This is a genomic window from Streptomyces sp. NPDC055025 (genome assembly GCF_053608565.1).
In genome coordinates this window covers 1-5873 of sequence record NZ_JBSGVS010000138.1, presented here as the reverse complement: position 1 = coordinate 5873, position 5873 = coordinate 1, and the positions used below count along the sequence as shown (strand labels likewise).

Below are 5873 nucleotides of genomic sequence, written 5' to 3'. Positions count from 1 at the left end.
TCTTTGTGAAGGGCGAGGTCATCAAGACCGTGCCGGAGTCGAAGATCGTGGAGACCCTGATCGAAGAGGCGATGAAGATCGCCGAACAGATGGAGGATGCAGGGGTGCCCTCGGGGGCTCCCGCCGTCACCGTGAGCTGAACGAATCCGAGAGGGGCCCGAAATGTCAGTCCTGGACCACATCCGGGGGCCGCGCGACCTCAAGGCGCTGACGACAAGCGAACTCGACGAACTCGCCCAGGACATCAGGGAATTCCTGGTCGAGGCGGTGGCCAGAACCGGTGGTCATCTCGGGCCCAATCTCGGGGTGGTGGAGCTGACCATCGCCCTGCACCGGGTCTTCGAGTCACCCGTCGACCGTATTCTGTGGGACACCGGACATCAGAGCTATGTCCATAAACTCCTCACCGGCAGAAAGGATTTCTCCAAACTGCGGGGAAAGGGCGGCCTTTCCGGCTATCCCTCCCGTGCGGAGTCCGAGCACGACGTCATCGAGAATTCCCATGCCTCCACCGTGCTCGGCTGGGCCGACGGACTGGCCAAGGCCCGCGACGTACTGGGCCGGGACGAACATGTCGTCGCGGTCATCGGCGACGGCGCCCTCACCGGCGGAATGGCCTGGGAGGCGCTCAACAACATCGCCGCGGCCAAGGACCGTCCGCTGATCATCGTGGTCAACGACAACGAACGCTCCTACGGCCCGACCATCGGCGGCCTCGCCAACCATCTCGCCGCGCTCCGTACCACCGACGGCTATGAGAAGTTCCTGGCCTGGGGCAAGGACGTGCTCCAGAACACCCCTGTCGTGGGTCGGCCGCTCTACGGGTCGCTGCACGGTGCGAAGAAGGGGTTCAAGGACGCCTTCGCCCCGCAGGGCATGTTCGAGGACCTCGGGCTGAAATACGTCGGACCGATAGACGGACACGACATCTCCGCCGTGGAGTCGGCCCTCAGCCGGGCGAAGCGCTTCCACGGCCCCGTACTGGTGCACTGTCTGACGGAGAAGGGCCGCGGCTATCCGCCCGCGCTCCAGGACGAGGCCGACCACTTCCACACGGTCGGCGCGATGGACCCGCTGACCTGCGAGCCGCTCGTACCGTCCGGCGGACCGTCCTGGACCTCGGTGTTCCGCGACGAGATCGCCGCGATCGGGGAGGAACGGCCGGATGTCGTCGCCGTCACCGCGGCCATGCTGCACCCGGTCGGGCTCACGAAGTTCGCCGAGCGCTTCCCCGACCGGGTCTGGGACGTGGGCATCGCCGAACAGCACGCCGCGGTCTCCGCGGCCGGGCTCGCCACCGGCGGGCTGCATCCGGTCGTCGCCGTCTACGCCACCTTCCTCAACCGCGCCTTCGACCAGTTGCTGATGGATGTCGCACTGCACCGGTGCGCGGTCACCTTCGTCCTCGACCGGGCCGGGGTGACCGGAGCCGACGGCCCCTCCCACAACGGGATGTGGGACATGTCCATCCTCCAGTGCGTGCCCGGACTGCGGATCGCGGCGCCGCGCGATGCCGAGCAGCTCCGGGCGCAGCTCCGTGAGGCCGTCGACGTGGACGACGCGCCGACCGTGGTGCGCTTTCCCAAGGAGTCCGCGGGCGCGGCCGTTCCCGCCGTCGGACGGCTCGGCGGGATGGACGTACTGCGCCGCGCGGAGGACACCGACGTACTGCTGGTGTCCGTGGGAGCGCTCGCGTCCGTCTGCCTCCGGACGGCGGAGCTGCTCGCCGGGCGCGGTATCGGCTGCACCGTGGTCGACCCGCGCTGGGTCAAACCCGTCGACGAACAGCTCGCGCCGCTGGCGGAGCGGCACAGGCTCGTCGCGGTCGTCGAGGACAACAGCCGCAGCGGCGGGGTGGGTTCCGCCGTCGGCCAGGCCCTGCGGGACGCGGGCGTGGACGTACCCCTGCGGACCTACGGCATCCCCGAACAGTTCCTGGCCCACGCCAAACGGAGTGAGGTGCTCGCCGATATCGGCCTGACACCGGTGGAGATCGCGGGACGGATCAGCGCCGCCCTCGCCCCCGTACTGCCACGGCAGGGCGTGGGAGCCGCGCACGAGGGCGCGGGATCCGTCCGCGTACGCAAGGAGAGCAAGGAATGACCGAGCCCAAGGGCTTCGACCTGCCGCGGCTGCTCGCCGAGCGCGGCGCCGAGCGCTATGAGCTGCACACCAAATACCTCAACCACCAGCTCCCGCGCATGCTGCACACGATCGGTTTCGACCGGGTGTACGAGCGGGCCGAGGGCGCCTACTTCTGGGACGGGGACGGCAACGACTATCTGGACATGCTCGCGGGCTTCGGGGTGATGGGGCTCGGCCGGCACCATCCCGTCGTACGCAAGGCGCTGCACGATGTCCTCGACGCCTCGCTCGCCGATCTCACCCGGTTCGACTGCCAGCCGCTGCCCGGACTGCTCGCCGAGAAGCTGCTCGCCCACAGCCCGCACCTGGACCGGGTGTTCTTCGGCAACAGCGGTACGGAAGCGGTCGAGACGGCCCTGAAGTTCGCCCGGTACGTGACCGGGAAACCCCGGATCCTCTACTGCTCGCACGCCTTCCACGGACTGACCACCGGTTCGCTGTCGGTCAACGGGGAGGACGGCTTCCGGGACGGGTTCGCGCCACTGCTGCCCGACACCGCGATTCCGCTGGGCGACCTCGACGCGCTGGAGCGGGAGCTGAGCCGCGGCGATGTGGCCGGCTTCGTGGTCGAGCCGATCCAGGGCAAGGGGGTGCACGCGGCGCCGCCCGGCTTTCTGCGCGCCGCGCAGGAGTCGCTGCGCCGGCACAAGGCGCTCCTGATCGCCGACGAGGTGCAGACCGGACTCGGCAGGACCGGCGACTTCTACGCGTACCAGCACGAGGAGGGTGTCGAGCCGGATCTCGTCTGTGTGGCGAAGGCGCTCTCCGGCGGCTATGTACCCGTCGGCGCCACCCTCGGCAAGGACTGGATCTTCAAGAAGGTCTACTCCTCGATGGACCGGGTGCTGGTCCACTCGGCGAGCTTCGGCTCCAACGCCCAGGCCATGGCCGCCGGTCTGGCCGTGCTGTCGGTGATGGAGGACGAGGGCATCGTCGCCAACGCGCGGGTGACCGGGGATCTGCTCAGATCACGGCTGGCCGCGCTGGTCGAGCGCTATGAGCTGCTCCACGAGGTACGGGGCCGGGGCCTGATGATCGGCATCGAGTTCGGCCGGCCCAGCTCGATCAAGCTGCGCGGCCGGTGGACGATGCTCCAGGCGGCCCGCAAGGGGCTGTTCGCGCAGATGGTGGTCGTACCGCTGCTCCAGAAGCACCGCATTCTCACCCAGGTCTCCGGTGACCATCTTGAGGTGATCAAGCTGATTCCGCCGCTGACCATCGGGGAGCGTGAGGTCGAACGGTTCGTGGAGGCCTTCACGGCGGTCATGGACGACGCCCATGGCGGCGGCGGACTGATGTGGGACTTCGGCAGAACGCTGGTGAAGCAGGCCGTCGCCAACCGCTGAGTTCTCCCGGATGGGCTTTCCGGGTTCGCTTTGCCTCTGGGGCAAGAAATTTGCCCCAGAGGAAAGTTCCTGGCGCAATGGAGGTATGAGCACACCTCCTGCCGGAGAGGCGGCCGACGCGCTGCCCGACGGATTCCCCGATGTGGCGCCGCGCCTGCGTGAGCTGCGGCGCGGCCGACGGCTCACCCTGGAGGCCGCGGCCCAGCGGGCCGGGCTCTCACCCGCCCATCTTTCCAGGCTGGAGACGGGACAGCGGCAGCCCTCGCTGCCCATGCTGCTCGGTCTGGCCCGTATCTACGGTACGACCGTCTCCGATCTGCTCGGGGAGGTGCCGCCGGAGCGCGACCCCATCACCCGGGCCGGCCGCGCGGAGCCGGTCGAGGCCGACGGCTGGACATACCACCAGGCGGGCGGCTCGGGCCGGGCCATGCAGCCGCTGCGGGTCCGGGTGCCGTACGGAGCGCAGGGTGACCTCGTCCGGGTCCACACGGGGGAGGAGTGGCTCTATGTCCTGGAAGGCCGGCTGCGGCTGAGTCTGGGGGAAGCCGTGTATGTGCTGGACCCCGGGGACAGCGCGCACTTCGACTCGCTCACCCCGCACCGGATCGCGGCGGCGGGACCCGAGGGGACCGAACTGCTCTTCGTCCACACCCTGCTCCAGAGCCCCGCCACCGAGCTGTGTCTCGGCGGCGGGGCTCATCGCGACTGATCCGCAGGAGCCGGCCCGTGCGACCACGGAGCGCCGGAGAACCGAGCCCCTCAGAATCCGGCCGCGCAGCATCCGGCCCAGCAGAACCGAATCCCGTAGAACCGAACCCTGTAGAGAGGACTGTCGCCATGTCGGAGCCGTTGGAGCCGTCGGAGTCCGAGCGCCGGATACAGGTCCCGGCGGGACCGGAGGACCGGCCGCCGGAGCGCGCCGCCGACCACGAGACATCGTTCCCCCGGGGGCTGGTCATCCGGCTCTTCGCCTATCTGGTGGCGGGGCACCTCTTCGCGGGCTTCCTCTATCTGCTCTTCCAACTCGGGGGACAGCAGTAGCCCGGAGGGCGGCGGGGGCCGACGGCCGGACGCGGGCTACATCCAGCCGCGGCGGGCCGCCTGCCACGCCAACTGCATGCGTGTCGTCGCCCCGGCGAGCGTCATCATCCCCTGGATATGGCGCTGTACGGTACGTCTGCTCAGCCCCATCTGGCTGGCCACGGCCTTGTCCGCGACGCCCGCCACCATCAGCGACAGCAACTGTCTGTCGGTCGCCGAGAGCACATGGCCGGGGGCGGTCCCGTCCGTGCCGCTGACCGTTCCCGACGCGCTGACATCGAGTGGTACCGCGTCCTCCCAGTACCGCTCGAACAGGGCGACCAGTGCCTCCAGCAGACTGCTGCCGCGCACCAGCGCCGTGGTGGGCTCCGCGGAACTGCCGGAAGGACCGCCCGGCACCAAGGGGCAGATGGCGATGGCGCGGTCGGCGACGGCCAGCCGCAGCGGCAGATGCGGCACGGCGCGTGCGATCTCCCCCGCGCGCACGCCCTCCACCACATTGTCGACGGCCCCGGGATCGTCGAAGAACGCGCTCTCGTACAGGACCCGGTAGCGCACCCCCCGGGCGAGGGCGTCGAACTCCGCGCGATTGCTGCCCGAAGGCATCGCCACGTACTGCGCCTTGCAGAACCACAGCATCTCGTGGCGGGTGTTGTCCTGGATCTGCCGAAGGTGCTGGCGCAGGGCCTCGGCGCCGGTGATGACCTCGATGAGCTGGTCGGGGTCCTGGCGGCGTCTGGTGCGCCGATAGGTCTCCAGCAGATCGGTGACGGCGGTGCGCGCCTTGTCCAGGGCGTCGGAGTTGCGCTGGAGATGCGGCAGCAGGGCGACATCCGGGGGAGTGGCGGCGAAGCTCCGCGGCGCCCGGTCCGTCGCGCTGGCCAGGCCCTTGGCGGTGAGGGCCGCCAGGACGCGTTCGGTGTCCCCCGGAGCCAGCCCGCAGTGGTCGGCGATCTCGTCCGCCGAGGCCGCGGTCACGGTCACGAGCAGTCGGTAGACGGTCTCCTCCGCAGGGGTGAGGCCCGCCGGCTCCAGCATGGTGCTCCCCTTCTCCACGGACGGCCCCGTCTTTCCGGGGGTCCGCGCGCCGCCGCGTCCGTACGGTCAGGTCCTCCGGACGGAGTGCCCGTGCGCCGTCGCACGAGTGTCCGCCACCTGCCGTCGGCGTGCGGGGCGACGGGCGGGCGTACCGGAGAATCCGCGCACCGGGACTCGCGCGAAGCGGGGCCGATGCGACAGCGCACTATACGCCCTGGTCGAACGGGAGAGCGGGTACGGGTACGGGGTAAGGGGCGGCGGACACGGGACAGGGGCGGCGGGCGCGCGGGCTGGTCCTACGCC

The 5873-nt window shown here is 70.0% G+C and carries 5 protein-coding genes and 1 pseudogene; 5 read left to right on the top strand and 1 reads right to left on the bottom strand.

All coding sequences use genetic code 11. The features are described 5' to 3' along the window. The 5 genes and pseudogenes from ACWGDX_RS39125 to ACWGDX_RS39105 form a co-directional block, all read left to right on the top strand. Positions 1-140 (top strand): annotated as a pseudogene (locus tag ACWGDX_RS39125) (flavodoxin-dependent (E)-4-hydroxy-3-methylbut-2-enyl-diphosphate synthase); the annotation flags it as partial. Between the two features lie 22 nt (positions 141-162). Continuing rightward, positions 163-2103: a 1-deoxy-D-xylulose-5-phosphate synthase gene (gene dxs / locus ACWGDX_RS39120; RefSeq protein WP_453633560.1), complete on the top strand. Its 1941-nt coding sequence runs from the start codon at positions 163-165 to the stop codon at positions 2101-2103. Continuing rightward, positions 2100-3491 (top strand): aspartate aminotransferase family protein, encoded by a 1392-nt coding sequence (locus ACWGDX_RS39115; protein WP_453633558.1) that lies wholly within the window; start codon positions 2100-2102, stop codon positions 3489-3491. The genes dxs and ACWGDX_RS39115 overlap by 4 nt, the downstream gene beginning before the upstream one ends. A gap of 85 nt (positions 3492-3576) precedes the next feature. After that, positions 3577-4200 (top strand): helix-turn-helix domain-containing protein, encoded by a 624-nt coding sequence (locus tag ACWGDX_RS39110; protein WP_365906884.1) that lies wholly within the window; start codon positions 3577-3579, stop codon positions 4198-4200. A 128-nt stretch (positions 4201-4328) separates the two neighbouring features. After that, positions 4329-4532: a DUF6126 family protein gene (locus tag ACWGDX_RS39105; protein WP_453633556.1), complete on the top strand. Its 204-nt coding sequence runs from the start codon at positions 4329-4331 to the stop codon at positions 4530-4532. 36 nt (positions 4533-4568) lie between these two features. On the opposite strand, the gene ACWGDX_RS39100 is transcribed toward ACWGDX_RS39105, so the two are convergent. After that, positions 4569-5570: a helix-turn-helix transcriptional regulator gene (locus ACWGDX_RS39100; RefSeq protein WP_453633554.1), complete on the bottom strand. Its 1002-nt coding sequence runs from the start codon at positions 5568-5570 to the stop codon at positions 4569-4571. Positions 5571-5873 lie beyond the last annotated feature (303 nt).

Excerpts from the sequence above, each read along its gene's own strand:
- dxs (WP_453633560.1), top strand. The coding sequence starts at position 163 with ATGTCAGTCCTGGACCACATCCGGGGGCCGCGCGACCTCAAGGCGCTG.
- ACWGDX_RS39110 (WP_365906884.1), top strand. The coding sequence starts at position 3,577 with ATGAGCACACCTCCTGCCGGAGAGGCGGCCGACGCGCTGCCCGACGGA.
- ACWGDX_RS39105 (WP_453633556.1), top strand. The coding sequence starts at position 4,329 with ATGTCGGAGCCGTTGGAGCCGTCGGAGTCCGAGCGCCGGATACAGGTC.
- ACWGDX_RS39115 (WP_453633558.1), top strand. The coding sequence starts at position 2,100 with ATGACCGAGCCCAAGGGCTTCGACCTGCCGCGGCTGCTCGCCGAGCGC.
- ACWGDX_RS39100 (WP_453633554.1), bottom strand. The coding sequence starts at position 5,570 with ATGCTGGAGCCGGCGGGCCTCACCCCTGCGGAGGAGACCGTCTACCGA.